At 27.0% G+C, this 24,944-nt stretch carries 23 protein-coding genes and 1 other annotated feature; of the genes, 15 read left to right on the forward strand and 8 right to left on the reverse strand.

Translation table 11 applies throughout. The annotated features are described in order from the left end of the window. Positions 1 to 4: 4 nt before the first annotated feature. The 6 genes from hisS to NSA50_RS00755 all read left to right on the forward strand — a co-directional run bounded on the left by hisS (position 5) and on the right by NSA50_RS00755 (position 6,598). On the forward strand, positions 5 to 1,252 hold the full coding sequence (hisS, locus tag NSA50_RS00730) for a histidine--tRNA ligase (protein ID WP_257442242.1): 1,248 nt from the start codon (positions 5 to 7) through the stop codon (positions 1,250 to 1,252). 16 nt (positions 1,253 to 1,268) lie between these two features. Then, positions 1,269 to 3,053, forward strand: a complete 1,785-nt coding sequence (aspS, locus tag NSA50_RS00735; protein WP_257442243.1) for an aspartate--tRNA ligase — start codon at positions 1,269 to 1,271, stop codon at positions 3,051 to 3,053. A gap of 480 nt (positions 3,054 to 3,533) precedes the next feature. Continuing rightward, positions 3,534 to 3,908, forward strand: a complete 375-nt coding sequence (locus NSA50_RS00740; protein ID WP_257442244.1) for a GntR family transcriptional regulator — start codon at positions 3,534 to 3,536, stop codon at positions 3,906 to 3,908. Positions 3,909 to 3,910: 2 nt separating this feature from the next. After that, entirely contained in the window at positions 3,911 to 4,762 is an 852-nt protein-coding gene (locus tag NSA50_RS00745; RefSeq protein ID WP_257442245.1) for an ABC transporter ATP-binding protein, read from the forward strand. Position 4,763: 1 nt separating this feature from the next. Further along, the gene (locus tag NSA50_RS00750) at positions 4,764 to 5,390 is read left to right on the forward strand and encodes an ABC-2 transporter permease (RefSeq protein ID WP_195265609.1); all 627 of its coding nucleotides are present in this window, start codon (positions 4,764 to 4,766) and stop codon (positions 5,388 to 5,390) included. A gap of 251 nt (positions 5,391 to 5,641) precedes the next feature. After that, positions 5,642 to 6,598, forward strand: a complete 957-nt coding sequence (locus NSA50_RS00755) for a GNAT family N-acetyltransferase (RefSeq protein ID WP_257442247.1) — start codon at positions 5,642 to 5,644, stop codon at positions 6,596 to 6,598. Positions 6,599 to 6,619: 21 nt separating this feature from the next. Here NSA50_RS00755 and NSA50_RS00760 read toward each other — a convergent pair whose 3' ends face one another. The 4 genes from NSA50_RS00760 to NSA50_RS00775 all read right to left on the reverse strand — a co-directional run bounded on the left by NSA50_RS00760 (position 6,620) and on the right by NSA50_RS00775 (position 10,078). Then, entirely contained in the window at positions 6,620 to 6,892 is a 273-nt protein-coding gene (locus NSA50_RS00760) for a DUF1294 domain-containing protein (protein WP_195265605.1), read from the reverse strand. A gap of 72 nt (positions 6,893 to 6,964) precedes the next feature. Further along, positions 6,965 to 7,840: a carbohydrate ABC transporter permease gene (locus tag NSA50_RS00765; RefSeq protein ID WP_257442250.1), complete on the reverse strand. Its 876-nt coding sequence runs from the start codon at positions 7,838 to 7,840 to the stop codon at positions 6,965 to 6,967. After that, positions 7,840 to 8,706 carry a carbohydrate ABC transporter permease gene (locus NSA50_RS00770; RefSeq protein WP_195428473.1) on the reverse strand — a complete coding sequence of 289 codons (867 nt, stop codon included), beginning with the start codon at positions 8,704 to 8,706 and terminating at the stop codon, positions 7,840 to 7,842. The genes NSA50_RS00765 and NSA50_RS00770 overlap by 1 nt, the downstream gene beginning before the upstream one ends. Before the next feature lie 85 nt (positions 8,707 to 8,791). After that, positions 8,792 to 10,078: an ABC transporter substrate-binding protein gene (locus NSA50_RS00775; RefSeq protein WP_195428472.1), complete on the reverse strand. Its 1,287-nt coding sequence runs from the start codon at positions 10,076 to 10,078 to the stop codon at positions 8,792 to 8,794. Between the two features lie 654 nt (positions 10,079 to 10,732). Here NSA50_RS00775 and NSA50_RS00780 point away from each other — a divergent pair. The 5 genes from NSA50_RS00780 to recQ all read left to right on the forward strand — a co-directional run bounded on the left by NSA50_RS00780 (position 10,733) and on the right by recQ (position 17,069). Then, complete coding sequence (locus tag NSA50_RS00780) at positions 10,733 to 12,070, forward strand: APC family permease (RefSeq protein ID WP_257442253.1); 1,338 nt, start codon at positions 10,733 to 10,735, stop codon at positions 12,068 to 12,070. 185 nt (positions 12,071 to 12,255) lie between these two features. Further along, a complete protein-coding gene (locus tag NSA50_RS00785) occupies positions 12,256 to 13,035 on the forward strand; it encodes an EFR1 family ferrodoxin (protein WP_257442254.1) in 780 nt (259 codons plus the stop codon). Positions 13,036 to 13,114: 79 nt separating this feature from the next. Next, positions 13,115 to 13,465, forward strand: a complete 351-nt coding sequence (locus NSA50_RS00790) for a DUF1540 domain-containing protein (protein WP_195428470.1) — start codon at positions 13,115 to 13,117, stop codon at positions 13,463 to 13,465. Between the two features lie 271 nt (positions 13,466 to 13,736). Then, positions 13,737 to 14,423: a TIGR01906 family membrane protein gene (locus NSA50_RS00795; RefSeq protein ID WP_257442255.1), complete on the forward strand. Its 687-nt coding sequence runs from the start codon at positions 13,737 to 13,739 to the stop codon at positions 14,421 to 14,423. Between the two features lie 213 nt (positions 14,424 to 14,636). Continuing rightward, positions 14,637 to 17,069 (forward strand): DNA helicase RecQ, encoded by a 2,433-nt coding sequence (recQ, locus tag NSA50_RS00800; RefSeq protein WP_257442256.1) that lies wholly within the window; start codon positions 14,637 to 14,639, stop codon positions 17,067 to 17,069. A 58-nt stretch (positions 17,070 to 17,127) separates the two neighbouring features. On the opposite strand, the gene NSA50_RS00805 is transcribed toward recQ, so the two are convergent. Both NSA50_RS00805 and NSA50_RS00810 read right to left on the reverse strand, forming a co-directional pair. Further along, a complete protein-coding gene (locus NSA50_RS00805; RefSeq protein WP_257442257.1) occupies positions 17,128 to 18,294 on the reverse strand; it encodes an iron-containing alcohol dehydrogenase in 1,167 nt (388 codons plus the stop codon). Positions 18,295 to 18,401: 107 nt separating this feature from the next. Then, positions 18,402 to 19,778 carry an aldehyde dehydrogenase gene (locus NSA50_RS00810; RefSeq protein WP_195265585.1) on the reverse strand — a complete coding sequence of 459 codons (1,377 nt, stop codon included), beginning with the start codon at positions 19,776 to 19,778 and terminating at the stop codon, positions 18,402 to 18,404. A 351-nt stretch (positions 19,779 to 20,129) separates the two neighbouring features. Here NSA50_RS00810 and NSA50_RS00815 point away from each other — a divergent pair, with 351 nt between their 5' ends. From NSA50_RS00815 to NSA50_RS00825, 3 genes are all read left to right on the forward strand, one after another. Further along, the gene (locus NSA50_RS00815; protein ID WP_195265583.1) at positions 20,130 to 20,402 is read left to right on the forward strand and encodes a metal-sensitive transcriptional regulator; all 273 of its coding nucleotides are present in this window, start codon (positions 20,130 to 20,132) and stop codon (positions 20,400 to 20,402) included. Positions 20,403 to 20,474: 72 nt separating this feature from the next. Next, positions 20,475 to 20,734: a binding site (T-box leader), on the forward strand. A 105-nt stretch (positions 20,735 to 20,839) separates the two neighbouring features. Beyond that, entirely contained in the window at positions 20,840 to 21,853 is a 1,014-nt protein-coding gene (gene asnA, locus NSA50_RS00820) for an aspartate--ammonia ligase (RefSeq protein WP_195265581.1), read from the forward strand. Positions 21,854 to 22,010: 157 nt separating this feature from the next. Beyond that, positions 22,011 to 22,199 (forward strand): ferredoxin, encoded by a 189-nt coding sequence (locus NSA50_RS00825; RefSeq protein WP_195265579.1) that lies wholly within the window; start codon positions 22,011 to 22,013, stop codon positions 22,197 to 22,199. Between the two features lie 43 nt (positions 22,200 to 22,242). On the opposite strand, the gene NSA50_RS00830 is transcribed toward NSA50_RS00825, so the two are convergent. Together NSA50_RS00830 and NSA50_RS00835 are read right to left on the reverse strand one after the other, a co-directional pair. Beyond that, the gene (locus NSA50_RS00830) at positions 22,243 to 22,716 is read right to left on the reverse strand and encodes a threonine/serine exporter family protein (protein WP_195265577.1); all 474 of its coding nucleotides are present in this window, start codon (positions 22,714 to 22,716) and stop codon (positions 22,243 to 22,245) included. A gap of 1 nt (position 22,717) precedes the next feature. Beyond that, the gene (locus tag NSA50_RS00835; RefSeq protein WP_195265575.1) at positions 22,718 to 23,482 is read right to left on the reverse strand and encodes a threonine/serine exporter family protein; all 765 of its coding nucleotides are present in this window, start codon (positions 23,480 to 23,482) and stop codon (positions 22,718 to 22,720) included. Between the two features lie 217 nt (positions 23,483 to 23,699). Here NSA50_RS00835 and NSA50_RS00840 point away from each other — a divergent pair, with 217 nt between their 5' ends. Further along, the gene (locus NSA50_RS00840; protein WP_257442261.1) at positions 23,700 to 24,935 is read left to right on the forward strand and encodes a serine hydroxymethyltransferase; all 1,236 of its coding nucleotides are present in this window, start codon (positions 23,700 to 23,702) and stop codon (positions 24,933 to 24,935) included. Positions 24,936 to 24,944 lie beyond the last annotated feature (9 nt).

The following is a 24,944-nucleotide window of genomic DNA, read 5'->3' on the forward strand; positions in this document are numbered from 1 at the left end:
TTTTATGGAAATCCAAGCACCTAAGGGTACTAAGGATATGCTACCTCAAGATGCATATAAGTGGCATTATGTAGAGGGAGTTTTAAGAGAAGTTTCAAAAGCATATGGAGTAAGAGAAATAAGAACGCCAATGTTTGAACATACAGAATTATTTTTAAGAGGTGTTGGAGAAACAACTGATATAGTGCAAAAAGAAATGTACACTTTTAATGATAAAGGTGATAGAAGCATTACCTTAAAACCAGAAGGTACAGCACCAACAGTAAGAGCTTTTATAGAAAATAGATTATTTAATGAAGCTCAGCCAACAAAGTTATATTACATAATACCTTGTTTCAGATATGAAAATGTTCAAAAAGGAAGACTTAGACAATTCCATCAATATGGAGTTGAAGTTTTTGGTTCAAAAGAAGCTTCAATTGATGCTGAAGTAATTTCATTAGCTATGGAATCATTAAAAAAATTAGGACTTAAAAGCTTAAGTTTAAATATAAACAACTTAGGGTGTCCTAAATGTAGGCCTAAATATAATGAAGCTCTAAAGAAATATCTTGAAGAAAATTACGATAATCTTTGTGGAATTTGTAAAACTAGATTTGAAAAAAATCCAATGAGAATTCTTGATTGCAAAGAAAAAAGTTGTAATGAAATAACTAAGCATGCTCCAATTATATTAGATTATATATGTGAAGAGTGTGATTCTCACTTTACTGAAGTTAAAAATTATTTAGATGCTTTAAAAATACAATATAAAGTAGATCCAGGTATAGTTAGAGGATTAGATTATTATACAAAGACTATATTTGAAATATTAAATGATGATTTTACAGTTTGTGGTGGCGGAAGATACGATAAGCTTATAGAAGAAATTGGTGGACCAGAAATGCCAGCTGTAGGATTTGGATTAGGTTTAGAAAGACTTATAATGACTTTAGAAAAAGAAGGTATAGAAATTCCAAATGAAGGATTAGTTGACCTTTATATAGGTGCTAGAGGGGAAGATGCTAAGACAAGTGCTTTTGTATTAGCTAATAAACTTAGAGCAGTTGGTATAAAGACAGAAATAAATCATATGGGAAGAAGTATTAAAGCAGAAATGAAATATGCAAATAAAATAGGTTCTGCCTTTACTACAATTTTAGGTGATGACGAACTTCAAAATAAGACACTAAAGCTTAAAAGAATGAGTGATGGTGAGCAATTTGAAGTAAGTTTAGATAATATAGAAGAAATAGCAAAGCTTGTAAAATAGTTAGGAGGAAGAAAAAATGGGTGAAGCTTTAGGTGGCTTAAAAAGAACCCTAATGTGTGGGGAAGTTAGAGAAAATAACGTATCACAAAAAATCACATTAATGGGTTGGGTGCAAAGAAATAGAAAATTAGGAGGTCTACAATTTATTGACCTTAGAGATAGAACAGGAATAATGCAAATAGTATTTGGTGAAGAAATAAATGCTGAAGCTTTTGAAAAAGCTAAAGATGTTAGACCTGAATATTGTATAGCAGTTACTGGTGAAGTAGTTTTAAGAGAAGCTCCTAATCATAATATGCCAACAGGATTAGTAGAGCTTAAGTGTGAAAGTTTAAAAATTCTTTCAGAGTCAGATACACCTCCAATATATATAAAGGAAGGCTTAGATGCTGCTGAAAGTATAAGATTAAAATATAGATATTTAGATCTTAGAAGACCAGATATGCAAAGAATATTCATGATTAGAAATAGAATCTCTAAATCAGTCCGTGACTATTTAGATGATAATAACTTTTTAGAAGTAGAAACTCCAATGCTTACAAAGAGTACACCAGAAGGAGCTAGAGATTATCTTGTACCTTCTAGAAATTATCCTGGAATGTTCTATGCGCTTCCACAATCACCACAAATTTTTAAACAACTATTAATGGTTTCGGGATTTGATAGATACTATCAAATTGTAAAATGCTTTAGAGATGAAGATTTAAGAGCAAATAGACAACCAGAATTTACTCAAATAGATTTAGAAATGAGTTTTGTTGAACAAGAAGACGTTATTAAAATGAATGAAGGTTTAATAGCTCATGTGTTTAAAGAAGTAGCAGGAGTAGATGTTAAATTACCAATAAAGAGAATGACATTTAAAGATGCTATGGAAAAGTATGGTTCAGATAAACCAGATTTAAGATTTGGAATGGAAATAACTAATATTACAGAAGACGTAAAGGATATGGATTTTGTAGTGTTTAAATCAGCAATAGAAGCTGGTGGTTCAGTAAGAGCATTATGTTTAAAAGGGGGAGCAGAGCTTGGAAGAAAGCCAATAGATAAATTAGGTGAATTTGTTAAGACTTATAAAGCTAAAGGTCTTGCATGGATTCAATTAAAAGAAGATGGAGTTAAATCTTCTATTTCTAAGTTCTTAACTGATGATGTTACAAACTCAATAGTTAAAACTATGGGAGCAGAAGTTGGAGATGCTATATTTATAGTTGCAGACAAGAATTCAGTAGTATTCCAAAGTTTAGGGGCATTAAGATTAGAGCTTGCTAAACAATTTGATTTAATAAAAGATAAAAATGAATTTAATTTTACTTGGATTACAGAATTCCCACTATTTGAATATGATGAAGAAGAGGGAAGATATCATGCAGCACATCACCCATTCACATCACCAATGGATGAAGATTTAGATATGCTAGAAACTAATCCAGGTGAAGTAAGATCAAAAGCATATGATTTAGTTTTAAATGGTGAAGAATTAGGTGGAGGATCTATAAGAATTCACGATTCAAAGCTTCAACAAAGAATGTTTAAAGCATTAGGATTCACAGAAGAATCAGCACAAGAAAGATTTGGATTCTTAATAGATGCATTTAAGTTTGGACCACCACCACACGGCGGATTAGCTTTTGGACTTGATAGAATGGTAATGTTCTTAGCAGGAACAGAAAATATAAAGGATGTTATTGCATTCCCTAAAAACCAAAATGCTTATTGTTATTTAAGTGAAGCACCTAATATAGCAGATGAAAAGCAATTACAAGAATTAGGTATTTCAATAAATGTAAAAGAAGACTAAAATATATTAAAAAGAGGATGTATCAAAATAAACTTTGATACTAGTCTAGAGAAAGGGAAGTTCGAATTAGAACTTCCCTTTTTTAGTATATTAATATCATTATGAAAGATTTTCGTGAAAATGTGGAACCTATGTAAGCATCAGGTTTCTTTATTTAATTTTCTTTTATACATAAGGAAGATGATTCAGTAAGGTTACTATTCAAATTAAGCAGAATCAATGGGTTAAAAGGACCTCGCGTTTCGCGAGCCCCTTTAGAAAGAATTAATAGAAAAGTATATAAGGTGGTGATGAAACACGCCCCCTTTTATAAAAATAATAAATTTACTTTTTCAAGGTAATAAAGCTTACTTGAAAAAGTAAATTAAATTTTACGTTAAATATGTTTATTAGACTGTTAAATTTTTAATTCTATTGACAATAGTGTATATATTAATCAATATATGTATATAGATAGTATATACAATTGGAGGTGAAAAAGTGGATATAGTGATTAGCAATTCCTCACAAGTGCCTTTATATGAGCAAATTGAAAATCAAATAAAGAATCAAATTATTAATTTAACTTTAAAGCATGGCGAAGCACTACCTTCAATAAGAACTTTAGCTAAAGAGTTGAAAGTAAGCATAATTACTACTAAAAGAGCGTATGAAGAACTTGAAAAAGAAGGATTTATTAAAACTGTTGTAGGTAAAGGAACTTTTGTAGCCGAAGCAAATAATGAACGACTTAAAGAAGTGGCTATGTTTGAAATTGAAAATAAATTAGAAGAAGCAATAATTTCTGCAAAAGCTATTGGATTAACATTAGATGAGGCGTTAGAAATATTTAAGAGTTTATATGAGGAGGTATAATAGTGGAGGCAATTGAAATTAAAAATTTAAAAAAAGAATATAAGAATTTTAAATTAAATATAGAAGAATTAAAAGTAAAAGAGGGCTTCATAACAGGATTTATTGGCCCCAATGGTTCAGGAAAAACAACTACTATAAAAGCTATAATGAATATGATTAAATGTGATGAAGGAGAAATATTAGTTCTAGGAGAAAATATTTCGGAAGAACTTAAGGCTAAAGAACAAATAGGATTTGTTGGTGATGTATGTGGTTTTTTAGAAGAAAGTAAATTAAAAAATATAAAGGCTTCTGTATCTAGATTTTATAGTAACTGGGATGAAAATTTATATAATAATTTAATTAATAAATTCAATATAAAGGAGTCAGCGGTTTATGGAAAATTATCAAAAGGGCAAAAGAAGCAATTTGAATTAACTATGGCATTATCCATAAAGCCTAAAATTATAATAATGGATGAGCCTACTGCTAGTTTAGATCCAATTGTAAGAAATGAGTTTTTAGAAATATTGCAAGAAGAAATGGAAAAAGAAAACCTTACAATTTTTTACTCAACTCATGTAACTAGTGATTTAGAAAAATGTGCTGATTATATTATATTTATATATAAAGATAAAATCATTTTATATGGAGAGAAAGACGAAATTTTAGAACAGTATTCTATAATAAAAGGAAAAAAAGAACTTTTAGATAATGAAACAAAAAAATATCTTATTTCTATTAAAACTAATGAGTTTGGGTTTGAAGGATTAGCATCAAATAAAAAAGAAGTATTTGAGATATTTGGAAGTGAAGTTATTTATGAAAAACCAACTTTAGAAGATATTATGCTTTATTATACTAGGAGGGATTAATATGAACAGAATACTAAATTTATTATTTTTGCAATTTCAAACAGTATTGTCGCTAAAAAAATATATGGCTCTAGTAATTGCTATGGGAATATTTTTAGGCTTTATAAGTCCTCAAATGATAACCTTTAGTGGAGCATTATATATAATGGCTACATGCTACAGCACTGCATTTTATGAAGAAAAAAGTAAAATGAATTATTTAATATATTCTCTGCCAATAAAGCCAAAAGAATATATATTATCAAGATATATATTTGTAGCTATTAATACACTAATAGCTATTATAATATCATCAGTATTATATACAGGATTAACTTCTTTTAATATAGTTACAATAAGTGAAATTGGTCCATTATGGTCATTGATTTATATAATGATAGGCATAGGTATTTTTATGATGTCCATATTGATTCCGTTCGAATTAATATTAGGATTTGAGAAAGGTAGAATAGCACTTGTATTTTTGGCAGTTTTTCCAATGGTGTTTTCAACTGAATTAATAAAGTATTTGCCAAAGATAAATTTTGATATGTTAATAGTTAAAATACTGGTTGGTCTATGCGTATTTACATTGGTTTTAGCATCATATTTTATTACATCTAACGTATATTCTAAAAAAGATATTTAATAAATTGGAATAGAATTTATGTTATATAAATTCTATTCCAATTTACTTTAGCTACTCTTTAGTAAGTAATATAAAGTCTATTCTATGGATAGTTTTTTTATAACCCTATTTTAATCTTTAAGTTAATATAATTTAATTTTAATATTAATATGGCTACAGAATAATAAAAATTACATATATCCTCTTTTTTTAGAACGTAATGAATTTAAGATTCATATATTTTATTAGAAGAAAAACTAGTAGGTGTAATTATGAAATTAGAGTTTGTAGATAAAGAAGATTTTAATAAAATAGTAGATGAATTAAAGGATTTAAATAAAGTTTGTCTTAATAAAGACTTAAGTAGGGATTATTTTTTATGGAGATATTTAAATAACCCAATAGATGATTTTATTCTTTGTATTGCAAGAGAAAATAATAAAATGATTGCAAGTTATTTAGTTTTACCTATTAATTTAGTAGTAGATGATGAGATAATTAAATCAGGAATATCTATGCCAATATTAGTTAGGCCTGATTTTCGGAATAATGGATTATCTTGTGAACTTGCAATAAAAGTTTATGAAAAGCTAAAAGAAAGAGACTATAAGTTATTATTAGGATTTCCAAATGAGATATGCCATTATAATTTAGTAAAAAAGTTTGGGTTTGAGGATATATATGAGATACCAACACTTAAGTTAGAAATTAAGGATAAGGATATTTATCATATAAATAGATGTGATATTCAAAAAGTATATATAGATAATGAGTATAATTTCAATTATTCATTAGTATTAAGAAATGATTCTAATAAAATAAAAATTTATAAAGATGCAAATTATTTAAGATGGTTATTTAGAGAAAATCCTATGGAGAAATATAATAATTATGTTGTTAGCAAAAATAAATTAGTATTAGCTTCAATTGTATTTAAAAAATGTAAAAATAAAATTGAAATATTAGAATTAAATTCAATAGATAAAGAATACACTAAAATTTTATTATGCAAACTATTTAGAGATAGTATAGAAGAGGCAATTGAAAATATAGAAATTTGTTGTTCTATTTATAATAAAGACCACAGAGTTTTGGAGGAATTAGGTTTTAAAAATGATAAGCCTATAACATATTTTACTGTAAAAAGAATAAATTACTTGGATAATAAAATTGATGATTTTAAAAATTGGTTTATACAAATGAGTGATTTCAAAGATAGTTTAAAATAGAACTGGATAATTTATTATAAATTATCCAATTCTATTTTTTATAAATATAAAAATTGAGAGCTGTATTAAAATTATTAGTGGTATCCCTAAGGTGAACTTAAGATGTCTCGTTTTATGTCTAAAAAAATACATTCCTATATAAGTTCCTATACTTCCACCAATTGATGCAATAAAAATGATAGTAGATTCTTTAATTCTCCATTGTTTTTTTATAGCTTTTTGCTTGTCTATATAAACTGTTATAAAAGCTATAATGTTAACAATTAAGAGATAAGAAATAATAATATTTTCCATAAAATCTCCTTTATAAGTTTCGTAGTATATACTAAGTATAAACTATAAAACTTAATATAGGAAATAAAGTTATTATTTAATTGAACCTTGAACTATTCCTTTAATTATATATTTCTGAACAAAGAAGTAGAAGATAATAATTGGAATTACAGCTAAAATTAGAGCTGCCATAGCTAGTTCCCATTGCTTGGAAAATGCACCGAAGAAAGTATTCATGGCAAGCGGAATAGTATTAATTTTACCGTTTATAGTTAAGAAAGGTAATAAAAAGTCATTCCATATCCATATACCGTTTAAAACCATAACTGTTACAGTAATTGGCTTTAAAAGGGGAAATACGATTTTATGGTATATTTGCCATTTGTTACAACCATCTATTATAGCAGCTTCTTCAACTTCTAAAGGAATATTATTTATAAATCCATGATATAAGAATATACTCATACTTGATCCAAATCCTATATACATAAAAATAAGTCCATAATGTGTTCCAAGCATACTAAAGTTTATAGCATCAATACGCATCATACCCATCCATTTTACTAATGGAAGCATTGCAGCCTGAAAAGGAACTATCATTGCTGCTACAAACAAATAAAATATTGCTTTGCTTGTTTTTGTTTTAGTTCTAGCTAAAGTCCAAGCAGCCATTGAGGAAAATAAAACTATTAATATTATACTTAATGCAGTTATTATAAATGAGTTAATAAATGCACTGCTCATGTTCATTCTTTCAATTGCAGCTGAATAGTTACTAAAATTCCATTCTGAAGGTAAACCAGTAGTATTAGCAAAAATTTCTCTTCTAGTTTTAAAAGAGTTCATAATCATAAGATAAAATGGAATCATATAAACTATAAGAAATATCCATCCAAGAAATTCTAATATTCCTAATTTATAATTATAGCTATTTAATGTTTTTAATTTATTATGTTTTTTATTACTCATTACATTTCAACCTCCTTTTTCTTAGTAAAGTAAACTTGGGTTAAGGAAATTGCCGTAACAAATATAAAGAATATTATAGCTTTGGCTTGGCCAATACCCATATTATTTGATGAAAATGCTTCATTATATATATTTAAAGATAACATTTCAGTTGGCTTTAAAGGTGTTAAAGAGAAGTTTAAGTCAAATAATTTAAAAGAATTTGCAAGAGTTAAAAATAAACATATTGTTATTGATGGGGCAACCATAGGTAAAGTAATATGTTTAAAGGCTTGTAGCCCATTAGCACCATCAATATGACTTGCTTCAATTAAGTCAGTAGGTACATTTTCAAGTGCAGCTACATAAATAACCATTATATAGCCAGCATATTGCCAGGCTGAAACTATAAGCATGGCTAAAATGGCAGTATTTCTTTCTTGAAGAAGAGATGTTGCTAGAAAATCTGTTCCCAATTTAGCGCCTACAGATGTAAACACTGAGTTGAATAAAAATTGCCATATAAATCCTAAAATAAGTCCACCGATTAAATTTGGCATAAAGAAACCAGTTCTAAGGAAATTCTTTGTTTTCAGATTTCTAGTAACAAAATAAGCTAGTCCAAAGCCTATTAAATTTATAGAGATAACACTTGCGATAGTATAAACTATTGTAATTTTGAAGGAATAAATAAATTGAGTATCTTTAAAAAGATTACTATAATTAGAGAGACCTACAAAATTGTAATTGGGATTAGCACCATTCCAATTAGTAAATGTATAATATATTCCTATCAAAAATGGAATTATTACTACCATAGTTAGTGCAAATAAAGAGGGAGCTAGAAAAAGCCAGAACCCCTTATTAGATTTACGTTTTTTCTTCATATTATCATCTCCTATAAAACTTATCTATAATAGAAGTATCCACAAGGTATTATAATCCCTTGCGGATACAAGAAAATATCATGGCTTATTTTTTTGTTGCAGCCTGAATTTCTTCAAGCATCTTAGTTTGATCAATTTCTCCTTTAGCATATTTAGAGAAAATAGGTGCTAATTTTTCTTTGTTGAATCCATCAGGAAGATTAGTAAATGCCCAAGGAAGAGTTTTTCCAGCATTGTTATATTCGATTATTGACTTAGCTAATTTATCTTCGGTTTCAACTTTGAAATTAGTAAATGCTGGTATCATATTCATATCTTCTATTAAAGCTTTTTGACCAGTTTCACTAGTAACCATCCAATCAAGGAATGCTTTAGCTTCAGCATTTGCAGCGGAATCTTTGTTAACTGTCCAGTACATTGGAACTCCAACAGGAATGCTTCCACTTATTTTAGTGTCATTATTAATAGATAATGGAATGAATCCCATATCAAAATCTGCACCTAGTCCTGCTAAATCTCCAGCAACCCAGTTTCCTTGATGTAAGAAAGCAGTCTTACCTAAAGCAAAGTTACCAACTTGAGTACTATAGTCTATTGTGTCTAAAGAAGCTCCTCCACCGTATTTACAAAGTAAGTCAACAAGGTTCATCCAATCTTTAAATCCTTGATTATTTACAATGTCTGCTTTACCATCAATATAATCTTTGGTAAATTGTGCAGGAGTATTTTGTGCAGCTAGTCCAATATTAAAAGTATGATTTCCAGTTACCCAAAATTCTTTTGTGGTATAGGATATAACATTTTCTAAACCTAAATCAGCTTTCTTGGAATCTAATTGTTCAACAGCAGCTTTTAATTTATCGAAAGTGTCAATTGATTTTGGGTCTATAGATGCCTTATCTAAAATTTCTTTATTATATATTAGTCCGTATCCTTCAGTTGCAACTGGCATACCATAGATTTTACCATCCTTTGTTACTGTGTCTAATGTACCTTTAACAGCATTTGAAACCCATTTTTCAGAAGATAAATCATCAACTTTATGAGACCATACTTCTAAGTCACCAGCCCCTTGAACCATGAAAATATCTGGCTCAGTACCTTTTTGGAATTCAGCCTTTAAAGCTGCACCATAGTCAGCCCCACCACCAACTGAAGTAACTTCAACTTTGACTCCAGTTTCTTCTTCATATTTTTTTGCTAGTTGTTGTAAAGCATCATTAATTTCAACTTTAAGTTGAAATACTTTAACTACTTTATTTTCATCACTCTTATTGGTATCGTTTTCTGTTTTGCCAGAATTAGAAGAACATCCAACAAATACACCAGCCATCAAAGATGCAGCTAAAACAGTTGCTAATACTTTTTTCATTTTTTAACCCCTCCATATATATGTTAAAATTTAATAAGAAAGAGCAAACGATTGCACTCTCTACAAATATCTTACATTTAAAGAAAAAATTATTCAATAAGAATATTAATAAAATATAAAATTTGGATTTTTGCACTAAATAACATATTTAAGATTGAGATAATTTTAAAATATATACAAATTTCTTTTTCTATATAAATTAAATAAAGTTTAAAATGTTACATTTTTAAATATATCAATAATATATTTAGAAAAATTATAAATATTATATAGATAAAGTGGAGAATAGTGGCAATATTTTTATAAGTTTAGTGTTAAGATATTGAGAAGTAAAAGAAAAAATAAAGTATTAAATTTGGCTAATTTTACAATTGATTAATGTTATATATAATTATTTTGGTAATTGATAATAAGAAGGGTAAGTAGATTTTAGAGATTATATAGAAATAGAAATAGTGTAATTATTAAAAATACCAATGGAGTTATTAAAAACAAATATAGAAAATTAAATTGGGTTTTATTGATAAAATGAATTAAATATTTAAATTATACTTAAAAATTGTTAATTTTATATTCTTATTTTTGCTTTTTTGTGATATAGTGGACATAGTTATTTGTCATTATTAATAAAACTTAACAAGAAGAGGTGGAAATATGAAGAAAAATGAATATGGCTTATTTACTGCCATAGGTATGATAGTAGGAATTGTAATAGGATCTGGAATATTTTTCAAGAGTGATAATATCTTAGTAGCAACTAATGGAAGTATAAGCTTAGGAGTACTTGTTTTCTGTATTGCTGCTATGGGAATTATATTTGGAAGCTTAACTATTTCAGAATTGGCATCTAGAGAATCAACTGCAGGAGGAATAATAACTTATGCTGAATTCTCATATAATAAATCAATAGCTTGTGCATTTGGATGGTTTCATACATTCTTATATTACCCTACACTTATTGCTGTAGTTGCATGGGTATCAGGTATATATATATGTATGTTATTTGGAGTTAGCGGTGGGTTAGAACTTCAAATATTTATTGGTTTTGCAGTTATTGTATTATTTTATATATTAAACATTTTATCAGCAAAATTAGGAGGGTATTTTCAAAATGCTTCAACTGTTATTAAAGTTATTCCATTAATATTAATAGCTTTAGCAGGAGTTTTCTTTGGAAATCCTAGTGAAATTTCAATAAATGATATTATGCAAATGAAGTCAGCAACATGGATAGCTGCAATTGCACCTATAGCGTTTTCTTTTGATGGATGGATTATAGCAACATCTATTGGACATGAAATAAAAGATTCAAAGAGAAATTTACCAAAAGCTTTAGTAGTTGCTCCATTATTTATATTAATTATTTATGTATTATATTTTGTTGGTATAAGTATGTATGTTGGTCCTGAAACAATTATGAGTTTAGGAGATGCACATGTTGATTTAGCGGCTAATAAATTGTTTGGAGCTTGGGGAGCTAAAATTATATTAACATTTGTAGTTATTTCTATTTTAGGAACTGTGAATGGCTTAATAATGGGACATACTAGATTACCATATTCCTTAGCTATAAGAGGAATGTTTCCAAAATCAAATAAAGTAAAAATTGTTAATGAAAAATTAGGAATGCCAATTTTCTCTTCATTAGTGGCATTTATAATTTCAATAACTTGCTTATTTATTCATTATTTAACACAAAGGTATAATCTTTTACCAAATAGTGATATATCAGAAATTTCTATTACAGTAAATTATGTACTGTATATATTATTATATTTTAAGGTATTTAAAATGGGATTAAGTGGCGAGGTTAAGGGATTATGGAAGGGGAAGATAAATCCTATTCTTGCAACAATTGGTTCTCTTATAATACTATTTGGAGGGCTTGGAAATTCATTATTCCTTGTATATGCATTAATATGTGGAGCCATATTAGTATCAGCAATTTTATTTTGGAAATTTAATGAATCAGATGCAATAATTATAGAATAAAAAATGAATGAAAAAGATAGGAAAAAGTCCTATCTTTTTTTATTTTGATGAAAAAGAGTAAATAAGATGTATATATGTAAAATTAAAATAATTTCCAATATTATGCATATAATATATAATTATTAACATAAGCTTATTATTGTAGCCTAGCTAAATTTTAATTGTAATAAAAGGAGAGGGTTATATTGAAGGGGTTGATCTTATATTTTAGTGGCAGTGGAAATACAAAGTTTATTGCAAATAAAATAGAAGAAGAATTTGTAAAAAATGGTTGTGATATAGAAAATCATTCTATAGAAGAAAAGATAAATATTAAGAACTTTGAATATGATTATTTAATACTTGGATTTCCTAAATATTTTGAATATATTCCTCAAAATTTTATGGAATATATAAACGATAATTTAGGTATGTCGTATAAAGAAGTAAAAACAATGATATTTACTACAGGGAAGGATAAAAATAAAATATTCTTTAATGAATTAGAAAAAATTTTATTAGAAAAAAAATATAAAGTTATAGTGACTAAGAATTTTAAAATGCCAGATAGTTTTATTATAAGTAAAAATTATAGAAATGTTAAAAATAATGATTTAGATAGAATTTATCAGAGCTCATCCAATGAAATAAAAGATACAGTTGCAAATTTTTTAATTGAAAATTATAGTAAAGAAGAAATAAATAATTTTAAAGCAACAATAATGAAGAGGTTATATAAATTTAAAACTAAAGATCTATATAAAAATTCTTATAAGTTTTCTATAAATTCTAGTTGTGATAAATGTAATTTGTGTGTAAAGGTTTGCCCTACAAGGAATATAGAATATATAGGAGATGATATTAAATTTAGAGACAATTGCATTATGTGTTGTAGGTGCATGAGCTGTTGCCCAAAAAACGCAATATTGTATAAAAATAAAAAATATCCACAGTACAAAGAAAATATAGATTTAATAATAGGTTAATTTATATATAAGAATAAATATATGATATAATGCAAAAACTTTCTATAGGAGGAAAATCTCTTATAGAAAGGATGATCAAATGAATAGATTAGCCTGTAATGTTAGAAAGTGCAATTATAATTTTTTTGGAATATGTGATAATGATAAAATTAAAATTGTCAATAAGCTAAATGATGAAATAAAAACATCTTGTGTAACATTTGAAAAATATAAAATTTCTAAAAGGGTATTCATGATGGGGAAGACAGATTTATATATAGATAAATTATATAAAATAAATGATAAATTACTTTTTCCACATATAGAGTGTAATGCAGAAAAGTGTTTTTACAATAAAGAAAAAACATGTTATTCTAACTACGTTATGATAAAATCTATAAAAGAAAATGGTAAATTTGAAAGAAGATGTGAATGTTTTAAAGTAGACTGAAAAAGTAGTAAAAATTAAAGATAATACTATGGATATAAGATATTTAGTATGAATTTCTACTAACTATCTTATATTTTTTTGTATTTCAATTAGTTTCAATGTAACTAAAATTAAATTGTTTTATACATAGAGTATTTGTTTTATTTTTTCTATTCAAAATTATAATTATTATGTTATTATGTATATAAGTTAAAATAGATATTTTATATTTTGCTAAATATTCATATAATTAATACTTATTAATAATGTTGAAAAATAAAAGAGGTAAACTATGAAGAGGTTGTTAATTTCAATATCCAAGATTATTCAAGGAATAATGGTAGCATTGTTTACAATTGGATTAAGCGTAATCATATCTTTAAATTTAAGGATTATTTATAGTTATTCAATAGATAAATATAATTTAACAAAATTAGGTCAACTTTCAAAAGAAGCGTTAATGAATGATTATAATCGATTATTAAATTACTTACAAAATCCATTTATAAAAAAGCTAAAATTTAATAATTTTATAATGAGTACTAATGGAGAATTTCATTTTTATGAAGTGAAAAAAATATTTTTGAATATTTACTTAATTATTATAGTTATAGTACTAGCCTTTTTAATAATTAAATTTATTTTAAATCGACACAATAAAAAATTTGAGGTCTTTAAAATTCTTAATTATGGAGCTAATACACTTATAAGTATAATCACAATATTACTTACTTCAATATTTATAGATTTTTCAAAGGCTTTTGTAATATTTCATAAGATATTTTTCAATAATGATTATTGGGTTTTTGATTCAAAAACAGATCCAATTATTGATGTATTACCAGAAGAAGTATTTAAATTATATGCTATAATAGTAATAGTATTTGTTTTGGGATTTATAACTTTTTACAAGATATTTTATTATAAAGAAAAGAATAAAAATAAATTAGTTAAGAATGAAATTATTATGAAAAAGTGAAGGAGTCCCTTCACTTTTCTTTTAAATATGTAAGTTACAACAAATGTTAAATGTACTAATTACAAGTGTTAATTATGAAGAGCATTAGTTGAAAAAATAATTGTACGATTTCTAGATAACTTATTTAACTATTATATATGATTAAGAACGTATGTTTGTGTCGATAATTATAATAGTTAAATAAATGGTAGATAGTTTTAAGGAGTGTTTTGTGTGAAAAATAGAGGCTTAGAAATATTAGAAAAATATTATGGATATAAAAGCTTTAGAAGAGGGCAAGAAAATATTATAAATAGCATTTTAAGTGGAAATGATGTATTAGCTATAATGCCAACTGGTGGAGGAAAATCGATTTGTTATCAAATACCTGCATTATTATTAGATGGAGTAACTATAGTAATTTCTCCGCTTATATCTTTAATGAAGGATCAAGTTGATGCAATAAAAGAGATGGGAATAGAATCTGCATATATAAACAGTTCATTAACTTCTAGAGAATTTGAAGAAATAATAACTAATGTTAAAGAAAATAAATACAAAATAATATATGTAGCTCCTGAAAGATTAGAATCATATGAGTTTATTATGGCTATAACGGAATGTAGAATAAGTCAAATTGCAATAGATGAGGCACATTGTGTATCTCAATGGGGGCATGATTTTAGATCAAGTTATAGAAGAATAAAAAATTTTATTGAAATGCTTAGTATAAGACCAATCATAACAGCTTTTACTGCAACAGCAACAGAAGAAGTAAAAGAGGATATAATAAATTTACTTGGACTTAGAAGACCAAGTTTATTTGTAACTGGGTTTGATAGAGAAAACTTATTTATTAATATAGAAAAAGGAAATGATAAAAAGAGCTATATATTAAAATATATAGAACAAAATAAAGACAGTTCAGGAATAATATATGCAGCAACAAGAAAAGAAGTTGATTATATTTATGAACTATTAACTTCTAATGGTTATAAAGCAGGTAGATATCATGCAGGGTTAAATGATGAATTAAGAAAAGAAAACCAAGAAGATTTTATTAAAGATAAAATTAATATAATGGTTGCCACCAATGCTTTTGGAATGGGAATAGATAAACCTAATATTAGATTTGTAATTCATTATAATATGCCTAAAAATATAGAAGGCTATTATCAAGAAATAGGTAGAGCAGGAAGAGATGGCGAAAAAAGTGAGTGTATACTATTATTTTCTCCAAGTGATATTCATACACAAAAATATCTAATAGAAGTTAGTACTGAAAATATAGATAGAAAGAATAATCAATATTTTAAACTTAAGCAAATGGTAGATTTAATTTATAGTAATGACTGTTATAGAAAATATATTTTAAACTACTTTGGAGAAGTTGTTAGTGAAAATTGTAATAACTGTAGTAGTTGTTTAAGTGAAGGCGAATTAGTAGATAAAACCATAGATGCACAAAAGGTATTATCATGTATTTATAGAATGAAAAAGTCTTTTGGAGTAACAATGGTAGTAGATGTGCTAAGAGGTTCTAAAAATAGTAAAGTTATCAATTTAAAATTTAATGAATTATCAACTTACGGAATAATGAAGGATTATTCTAGTGATGAACTTAAGGTATTTATAAACACTTTAATTTCTCATGGATATATGGATTATGTGGAGGGTACATATCCAGTTATAAAGCTTAATAATAGATCAATTAAAGTTATAAAGGGAGAAGAAAAAGTTCAATTTAAGGAAGTTAAAATTAAGAGTACTTCAAATGATAATAATACATTATTTGAAATTTTAAGAGAGCTTAGATTTAATATTGCAAACGAAGAAGGGGTTCCTCCTTATATTATATTTGGTGATAATACGCTAAGAGAAATGAGTACAAAATATCCACTTAATTTAGATGAACTTATGAATATTAGTGGAGTTGGAGAAGTAAAACTAAATAAATATGGAGAAATATTTATTAATACAATTAAAGAGTATGTTGATGAAAATAATATAAAACTAGTTAATAATGAATATAAGAAGAAAAATGAAGAAGTTTATTTGAATGTTGATAGTAATATAGAGTTGTTATCAAGGTTAAAAGTAATTAGAAGAGAATTTGCAAATAAAGAAAACTCTCTACCACAAGCTATTTTATCTTTAAATACTTTGAAAGAAATAAGTGGAAGATATCCTTTGAATCTAGATGAACTAAAAGATATATCTGGAATAGGACCTAAAAAAATAACTAAGTATGGAAATGAAATAATAGAAGAAGTAAGAAGGTTTGTAGTAGAAAAAAACTTAAATATACTTTTCGAAGAAAAAGGAAAAAGAAAAGTGATAATTGATGGAGAAAAGAGATCAAATGAAGAAATAGCTATAGATATGATAAAAGATGGAGTTAGTTTAGAATTAATTTCGGAAGATATTGAAGTATCTGTTTCTACAATATTAGGGTATGTAACAGACTATATAAAGGAAAATGGGGAATTTTCTATTAGTTTAAATTTAAATAAATATTATAATAATGAAGATAAAGAAAAAATATTAAAAGCTTGTGAGGTAAATGGGTATGAAAAGGTAAGTATTTTGAAAAAATATTTACCTGATAGTATAAAGTATGAGTCAATAAGGGCTGTAATTTTAGAGGAATATTTTAAAGTATCTTAGATAAAGTTAGAAGGAAAAAAGGTGTTACTCAGCAGTAACACCTTTTTCATTCTATAGATTAAAGAGCTAATTTTAAAATTTCTAAAGCTTCAGGATAACGTATTTCTACAAAGTTTCCTACATGATCGCAATGAGCAACTAATTTTCTTGCCATTTCATCTATATGTTCATCGCTAATATTTACATGACTTAATCTAGTTGGAAGTTCAATTTTAGTAAAGAAGTTTTCTAAAGCTTCAATACCACGAAGAGCTGTTTCTTCAGGATCATTCATATTTATATCAATATCAAAAACTCTATTTGCAAATTGAGCAAATCTATTTACATCATGTTTATAAACGTATTTCATCCAAGCAGGGAATATAATTGCAAGTCCAGCACCATGAGCAATATCATATATTCCACTTAATTCATGTTCTATATCATGTGTTGCCCAATCTCCAACTCTACCCATACTTAAAGAATCATTATGAGCAACCATACCTGATAACATGATTTCTGCTCTTGCATTGTAGTCATTAGGATTTATATTTAATCTTAATGCATTATTTATTATAGCTTTTAAAGAACCTTCACATAATCTATCAGTTAAATCAACATATTGCTCATTAGTAAAGTATCTTTCAAGTATATGAGCAAACATATCTGCAATACCACAAGAAGTTTGATATTTAGGTAAAGTAAATGTAAGTTCCGGGTTTAAAATAGAAAATACAGGTCTTAGTGTAGGGTGTCCAGCACTTCTTTTATATAATCCATCTTCATTTGTTATAACACAACCAGAGCTTGTTTCACTACCAGCAGCAGGTATTGTTAATATAGTTGCTACTTGTAGACATTTATGATTTATAGGTGTGCCTAAAAATAAGTCCCAAACATCTCCATTATAATTAACACCAGCAGCTATTGCTTTAGCTGAATCGATAACACTACCGCCACCAACAGCTAAGATAAAATCTATATCATTTTTTCTACAAAGTTCTATACCTTCTCTTACAAGGGATACTCTTGGATTAGGTTTAACTCCAGAAAGTTCAACTACTTCTATATTTTCTTTCTTTAATGAATTTATAACTTTATCATATAATCCAGTAGATTTTATACTACCACCACCAAAGTGAAGTAATATTTTATTAGCATATTTTTTTACCTCTGCACCAACATTATTTTCAGTATCTTTTCCAAATATGATTTCAGTACCATTTTTATAATTAAAATTTTTCATAAAGTCCTCCTTATATTTGAATATTAAAATATAAGTATATAATACTCTAATAATGAAAAGGTTTCAAGAGAGGTAAATTATATAAGATATAATTTACATTTGAATATTTATTTCATAACCTTTTTTAATAATTTTATTTTATTATTATATGGTGCAAATTTAATTGGAAATTCAATGAAAGTTCCTCTTTTAATTACAGATTTTTTATGAGTGAATATATCAAAGCTTGCTTTGCCATGGTATGCCCCCATGCCACTTGGACCAACGCCTCCAAAAGGTAAATAGGAAGAAGCAACATGAATTATAGTGTCATTTATTGTAACGCCACCAGATGTAGTTGAACTTAATACTTTTTCTATAGAAGTGGAATCCTCCGAAAAATAATATAATGCAAGGGGCTTATCTTTATTTATTACATAACTTAAAGCTTCATCCAAATTTGAATATTCTAAAATAGGAAGAATAGGTCCAAAAATTTCTTCTTCCATAATCAAGTTGTTTTCTTTGATGTTTGTTAAAATAGTTGGTTCTAAATATAAATCTTTTTCGTCAACTGATCCTCCAAAATATATTTCACCATCATTTAAATAGTTTTTTAATCTTAATAATGAATGTTTGTTTACTATGCGTGGAAAATCAGAACTAGATTTTATATCAGTTCCAAATTGTAGTAATAATTCTTTTTTTAATTCCAGTAGTAATTTTTCTTTAACGTCTTTTTGAACTAATATATAATCTGGAGCAACACAGGTTTGACCAGCATTTAAAAATTTTCCCCAAACTATCCTTTTAGCAGCTAAATCTAACTTTGCTGAATCATCTACTATACAAGGGCTTTTTCCCCCAAGTTCTAAAGTAACTGGAATAAGATTTTTTGAGGCTTTTTCCATAACTATTTTTCCAACTCTAACGCTTCCAGTAAAGAAAATATAATCAAACTTTAAATCTAATAAGTAAGAAACCGTATCTTTTCCACCTAATGGATTAACAACGCTTATATAATGTTCATCAAAATTTTCGTTTATTATTTTTTCAAGCAGTAAAGCTGTATTTTGAGTATTTTCTGAAGGCTTAATAATAGCACAGTTTCCAGCGGATATAGCACCTATTAATGGGGCTATAACCAATTGAAATGGATAGTTAAAAGGGCCTATTATTAAAGTAACACCATAAGGATCTTTATAAATATAACTTTTAGCAGGAAAGTGAACAATAGGGCTTTTCTTTCTTTCTCTTTTGGACCATTTTCTTAAATTTTTTATATGAAGATTTAATTCATCATAAACTAGTCCAATTTCAGTAGCATAACTTTCAAAATTTGATTTTCTTAAATCTTTGTATAATGCATCCATAATATCTTTTTCATTTTCTTTTATTATATTTTTAAGTTTTTTTAAATTATTAATTCTAAAGTTAATATCTTTTGTTTTATTAGAATAAAAAAACTCTTTTTGATTATTAAATATATTTAAAATTTTCTCCATAAGAACCTCCATGATTTATCATATAAAATTGAAATTAACATAATACTATTTATATATAAGCTTATTATAGCACTTAAAATAATAATAAATTATATAAAAAGCAGTAGTAGCTATATTTTTAATAATATAAGAACTATAGTGAATATAATTAATTTAAATTTATAAATAATACTTAATAAAACTAATTATACCAATTTATATAAGAGTAAATAAGATAGTTAAAAAATAAATTTTATTTATATTGGTTTACTGAATCATTAATAATTATGTACATTCTTAATTGAAAGATAGATATATAAATGTTAAAATATATATACCCTATAGAGGTATAGTATTATGGAGGTTTTAAGTATGGAAGAGGAAAACGAAAAGCTAAGAAAAGATATAGTGAATAGATTAAAAAGAATTGAAGGCCAAGTAAAAGGAATTCAAGGAATGATGGAGAAAAATGTGTGTTGCTCTGATATATTAGTACAAATATCAGCTATTAGATCAGCAATAAACAGAGTAGGTGGATTAACTATTGAGTATTATGCAAATAATTGCTTAGGTATTGAAGAGGGCTCATGTGAGCAAGAAACTTTAAAACAATTAATAAAAACTATAAATACATTTGTAAAATAAATATTGAAAAAATTTTAAATAGATATTTACAAGATATTAATAAAGTGATAATATTCTTTATAAATAATTGAATTACAGGCTATGATGAGAAGAAGTAAAATTGATGTATCTTTTCAGAGAGTTCTACATTTGCTGTGAGTAGAATAAGAAAGTTAATTTGAATAACATCTCTGAGCCGTACCCCGAAAGATAACAACTAGTAGGCGGTAACCGGGTTGCACCCGTTATAGTGCTAGAGTATCTAAGTTTTACTTACGTACTTGAAGAGTCTATTATTGTGAAGTAATAGTGAATTAAGGTGGCAACATGGAATTATAGCTTTCATCCTTTTATATATAAAGGATGAAAGCTTTTTTTATTGTAATAAAACTGTTTTACTCTTGGGGATTTGATTATTTAAATTTAATTAATTACTTATTTGAAGGGGGAAATTTAAAATGAAAGTAGAAGGAATAATAATACCAGAAGGTTACAAAAGTAGTACAACATTAATTGAAACAGAGGTTCATATTAAAAAAATAAAAGACTTCTTTGAAAAGAAACTAGCAGAAAGCTTAAATTTAACAAGGGTTTCAGCACCATTATTTGTTGATTCTAAAAGCGGTGTTAATGATAATCTAAATGGAGTAGAAAGACCAGTAAAGTTTGATGTATTAGCAACTGGAAATGATGTGGAAATAGTTCATTCATTAGCTAAATGGAAAAGATTAAGCCTTCATAGATATGGATTTAAAGTATCAGAAGGATTATATACTGATATGAATGCAATAAGAAGAGATGAAGAATTAGATAATTTACATTCTATTTATGTAGACCAATGGGATTGGGAAAAAGTTATAGATAAAAAAGATAGAACTGAAGAAAAACTAAAAGAAGTAGTAAGAAGTATTTATGATGTTTTTAAGGAAACTGAAAATTATGTTCATAAAGATTTAATCAAAGGTGAAGATAAGTTGCCAGAAGAAATATTTTTTATAACTACTCAAGAGTTAGAAGATAAGTATCCAGAATACACTCCAAAAGAAAGAGAAGATGCTATATGCAAAGAACATAAAGCAGTATTTTTAATGAAGGTCGGAGGTGTTTTAAGTTCAGGAGAAAAGCATGATGGAAGAAGCCCTGACTATGATGATTGGAACTTAAATGGAGATATATTATTCTGGTATCCTCTTTTAGATAGAGCTGTAGAGCTATCTTCAATGGGAATAAGAGTAGATGAAAAAGCATTAGATTATCAACTTAGAGTTTCTGGAAATGATGATAGAAGAAGTTTAGATTTTCATAGGATGCTATTGAATGGAGAATTACCTTATACAATAGGGGGAGGAATAGGACAATCTAGAATTTGTATGTATTTCTTAAATAAAGCTCATATAGGAGAAGTACAAGCAAGTACATGGGATGAAAAAAATTTAAAAGTATGTAGAGAAAACGACATAAACTTATTATAATCTATTAAATAAGGAATAATTAATATTTATTAGTAATAATGCTTGTCTAATAATATTGACAAATGAAAATAATTATTTATAATTATGGTATATTAACTTATAAATGCACATTAACTTTTGAAGATATAAGATAATGTGAGTAAAGGAGGCGAATTGCATGAAGGCATTTGTTGACGAAAATACATGTATATCTTGTGGACTTTGCGAAGGAGTCTGTCCAGAAGTATTTTCATTAGAAACAGGAGTTTCAGTTGCTATAGAAGGAACTGTTGCAGCAGAATTTGAAGATGCAACAAGAGAAGCTTGTGAAAGCTGTCCAGTAACAGCTATTTCAATAGAAGAATAATTTAAAAGCCATACACTAAAGGATATTATAGTGTATGGCTTTATTATTTAAATTTTCTTTTTGCACGTCTTTCTAATTCTCTAAATTCTCTCTTTTTTCTAGCAGACATTAAAAGTCTAGTAACTGTTGATACAAATATAACGCCAAGAGAAAGTGAACCAGCATTTGCTAGTGTAGTTAAACCTATTTCTAAAGACTTCATTATATCCCCATTTATAGCTTCATACATAGTATAATACATTCCTCCGCCAGGAACTAATGGAATTAAGGCACAAATTATAAGTGTTGTAACAGGGGTTTTTAATATTCTTGCAAGAACTTCTGAGTAAATACTAAATATAATTGATGAAATAAAAAATGATGAAGTAGTATTAAATCCTAAGCTCTCACAATATATGCTTATAAACCAACTTAATCCACCACCTAAAGCAGCATAAAATAATTTTTGACCTTTTATATTAAATAATATACCAAAACCAAGAGTAGAAAAAAATGCAAATAATGATTGTATTAGCATATTATAGTCCTCCAAAAGTAGAAATCCAAAAACTAAGTACAGCTCCTGTACCTACAGCTATTGATATAGCAACTAAAAAAGCCTCTGCTGCTCTTGTAAGTCCAGCTAGTAAATCTCCAGATATAGTATCCCTTATTGCATTTGTAATAGCGAGGCCTGGAACTAATAGCATTATGGAGCCGATTATAGTTTTGTCTATGTCATTTATAAATCCTAACTTTAAAAATATAATAGCCATTATAGCAGCAATTCCTGCTGAAATGCTATTTATAAAGAACTGATTTATTTCAAGGCTAGAAAATTTTATGGATACAGATTTTATAACAAGTCCGATGAAAAAAGCAGCAATAGCTTCTTTTATTTTACCACCAAAAAGAAATACAAAGCAAAAGGCACCTAATGCAGAAATTAATATTGCAGTTTTATTATTGTATCTTTCTCCATTATTTATTATTTGAAGTTGATTTTTTAATTCGGATACAGATAAACCTCGACTTATAATATTTCTAGATAAATCATTTACCTTATCAACCTTATCTAAATCAATAGTTCTTGTTGAAACTCTTCTAATTAATGAATAAGTTTTTCCTTCATGACATACTGAAACCATAATACCAGTTGTAGTAACAAAGCTTTCTGCTTCTTCTACTCCATAGATTTTACAAATTCTCCATATTATTTCTTCAGCTCTATATGTTTCTCCACCAGACTCAAGCATTATTTTTCCAGCGAAAGTTGCAACGTGAAGTATTTCATTCATATCCATATTGTATGCTCCTTATAATCTAAAAATTTTCTTAAGGTATTATAACACAATAGCTTTATATATAGTATATACTACTTTTCAGAATTAATAATATATATCATATTAATAAGGAACTACTTTATAAATTTATAAAAAAACAAGAATAATTTAGAAATATTAATTGATTATTATTTGAATTATATTTATAATTTAGTAAAAAAGGATTTGGGGTGATAAAATGAATTTTGAAAATATTTCAAAAGAAGATAAAGCAATTTATGAATTAATAGAAAAAGAATTAAAAAGGCAGCAAGATGGAATTGAACTAATTGCATCAGAGAATTTTGCATCAAAAGCAGTAATGGAAGCTATGGGCTCATTTCTTACAAACAAATATGCTGAAGGATACCCAAATAAAAGATATTATGGTGGTTGTCATATAGTTGATGAAGTAGAAGATGTAGCAAGAGAAAGGGCAAAAGAACTATTTGGTGCTGAACATGCAAATGTTCAACCACATTCAGGTTCACAAGCTAACATGGCTGTTTATTTCTCAGTATTAGAGCCAGGGGATACTGTTTTAGGAATGGATTTAAACCATGGAGGACATTTAACTCATGGTTCACCAGTAAATTTCTCAGGAAAGTTATTTAACTTTGTTTCTTATGGTGTTGATAAAGAAACTGAAACTATTGATTATAATATAGTTAGAGAATTAGCACTTAAGCATAAGCCAAAACTTATTGTAGCAGGTGCAAGTGCATATGCAAGACTAATTGATTTTAAAGCTTTTAAAGATATATGTGATGAAGTAGGAGCTTTATTCATGGTAGATATGGCTCATATTGCAGGGCTTGTTGCAGCAGGAGTACATCCTTCTCCAGTACCATATGCCGATTTTGTAACTTCTACAACACATAAAACATTAAGAGGACCAAGAGGTGGATTAATTCTTTGTAAAGAAAAATACGCAAAGCAAATAGATAAAACCATATTCCCAGGGATACAAGGAGGACCACTTATACATACTATAGCAGCAAAAGCAGTATGTTTTAAAGAAGCATTAGATCCAAGTTATAAAGAATATATAAAAAACGTAGTTAATAATTGCAATGTTTTAGCAAATGAATTAACTAAATATGATTTTAAAATAGTTTCAGGTGGAACAGATAATCATTTAATACTTGTTGATTTAACTAATAAAGATGTTACAGGAAAAGATGCAGAAATTCTTTTAGATAGTATAGGAATAACAGTAAACAAAAATACTGTACCGAATGAAACTAAAAGTCCATTTATTACATCTGGAATTAGAATAGGTACTCCAGCTGTAACAACAAGAGGATTTAATGAAGAAGATATGAAGGAAGTAGCGTCTATTATAAATGATGCACTTTCTAAAAAAGATAATGATTTAGAATTATTAAAATCAAGAGTTAAAGCCTTATGTGAAAAGCATCCTTTATATGAGTAATAAAGTTTA

It is taken from the genome of Clostridium mucosae (assembly GCF_024622765.1).
In the GTDB taxonomy this organism is placed as follows: Bacteria; Bacillota; Clostridia; order Clostridiales; family Clostridiaceae; genus Clostridium.

What these genes read in the sequence shown, in the direction of transcription:
- hisS (WP_257442242.1), top strand. Translation starts at nt 5, where the DNA reads ATGGAAATCCAAGCACCTAAGGGTACTAAGGATATGCTACCTCAAGAT.
- aspS (WP_257442243.1), top strand. Translation starts at nt 1,269, where the DNA reads ATGGGTGAAGCTTTAGGTGGCTTAAAAAGAACCCTAATGTGTGGGGAA.
- NSA50_RS00750 (WP_195265609.1), top strand. Translation starts at nt 4,764, where the DNA reads ATGAACAGAATACTAAATTTATTATTTTTGCAATTTCAAACAGTATTG.
- NSA50_RS00755 (WP_257442247.1), top strand. Translation starts at nt 5,642, where the DNA reads ATGAAATTAGAGTTTGTAGATAAAGAAGATTTTAATAAAATAGTAGAT.
- NSA50_RS00760 (WP_195265605.1), bottom strand. Translation starts at nt 6,892, where the DNA reads ATGGAAAATATTATTATTTCTTATCTCTTAATTGTTAACATTATAGCT.
- NSA50_RS00765 (WP_257442250.1), bottom strand. Translation starts at nt 7,840, where the DNA reads ATGAGTAATAAAAAACATAATAAATTAAAAACATTAAATAGCTATAAT.
- NSA50_RS00770 (WP_195428473.1), bottom strand. Translation starts at nt 8,706, where the DNA reads ATGAAGAAAAAACGTAAATCTAATAAGGGGTTCTGGCTTTTTCTAGCT.
- NSA50_RS00775 (WP_195428472.1), bottom strand. Translation starts at nt 10,078, where the DNA reads ATGAAAAAAGTATTAGCAACTGTTTTAGCTGCATCTTTGATGGCTGGT.
- NSA50_RS00780 (WP_257442253.1), top strand. Translation starts at nt 10,733, where the DNA reads ATGAAGAAAAATGAATATGGCTTATTTACTGCCATAGGTATGATAGTA.
- NSA50_RS00790 (WP_195428470.1), top strand. Translation starts at nt 13,115, where the DNA reads ATGAATAGATTAGCCTGTAATGTTAGAAAGTGCAATTATAATTTTTTT.
- NSA50_RS00795 (WP_257442255.1), top strand. Translation starts at nt 13,737, where the DNA reads ATGAAGAGGTTGTTAATTTCAATATCCAAGATTATTCAAGGAATAATG.
- NSA50_RS00805 (WP_257442257.1), bottom strand. Translation starts at nt 18,294, where the DNA reads ATGAAAAATTTTAATTATAAAAATGGTACTGAAATCATATTTGGAAAA.
- NSA50_RS00810 (WP_195265585.1), bottom strand. Translation starts at nt 19,778, where the DNA reads ATGGAGAAAATTTTAAATATATTTAATAATCAAAAAGAGTTTTTTTAT.
- NSA50_RS00815 (WP_195265583.1), top strand. Translation starts at nt 20,130, where the DNA reads ATGGAAGAGGAAAACGAAAAGCTAAGAAAAGATATAGTGAATAGATTA.
- asnA (WP_195265581.1), top strand. Translation starts at nt 20,840, where the DNA reads ATGAAAGTAGAAGGAATAATAATACCAGAAGGTTACAAAAGTAGTACA.
- NSA50_RS00825 (WP_195265579.1), top strand. Translation starts at nt 22,011, where the DNA reads ATGAAGGCATTTGTTGACGAAAATACATGTATATCTTGTGGACTTTGC.
- NSA50_RS00830 (WP_195265577.1), bottom strand. Translation starts at nt 22,716, where the DNA reads ATGCTAATACAATCATTATTTGCATTTTTTTCTACTCTTGGTTTTGGT.
- NSA50_RS00835 (WP_195265575.1), bottom strand. Translation starts at nt 23,482, where the DNA reads ATGGATATGAATGAAATACTTCACGTTGCAACTTTCGCTGGAAAAATA.
- NSA50_RS00840 (WP_257442261.1), top strand. Translation starts at nt 23,700, where the DNA reads ATGAATTTTGAAAATATTTCAAAAGAAGATAAAGCAATTTATGAATTA.